This window comes from Autumnicola patrickiae (assembly GCF_031846525.1).
In the GTDB taxonomy this organism is placed as follows: domain Bacteria; phylum Bacteroidota; class Bacteroidia; order Flavobacteriales; family Flavobacteriaceae; genus Autumnicola; species Autumnicola patrickiae.
Genome location: NZ_JAVRHM010000083.1, coordinates 1 through 342, shown reverse-complemented (window position 1 = coordinate 342; position 342 = coordinate 1). Strand labels below are relative to the sequence as shown.

Here is a 342-nt window from a genome sequence, read left to right as displayed (position 1 = left end):
AAAGTAGGTGTTAAATTCCCTGATCATAAAATAAAAAAAACAAATAGGGAATTGATTAATTCTTACCTTAGAGAAAAGCTTTGGCTTAGGTTCGGAATTAATTTGATGTTGGGGAAATCATTGGATAAAAAAACCAATACTTTACAGAGTATGTTTTTACCAAAATTCCTGAAAAAACAAGTTGGGAATTCCTTTCTCCAAGGGAAAAAGCTGGTAAAATCAGAACAGGTATTAAACGATGTGCTGGTTAAAGATAAAATCAATATTTTCAATTGGTTTTCTCCTGTAGTTGTATTCACACTTTTACTTTTAATAATCTTATACTGGCTTCCTAACCCCATG

Annotated in this window: 1 protein-coding gene; it reads left to right on the top strand. The window is 31.0% G+C overall.

Translation table 11 applies throughout. From position 1 onward, the window contains the following. Positions 1-51 precede the first annotated feature (51 nt). On the top strand, positions 52-342 hold a 291-nt coding region (locus RM549_RS19435), incomplete at its 3' end, for a hypothetical protein (protein WP_432264728.1).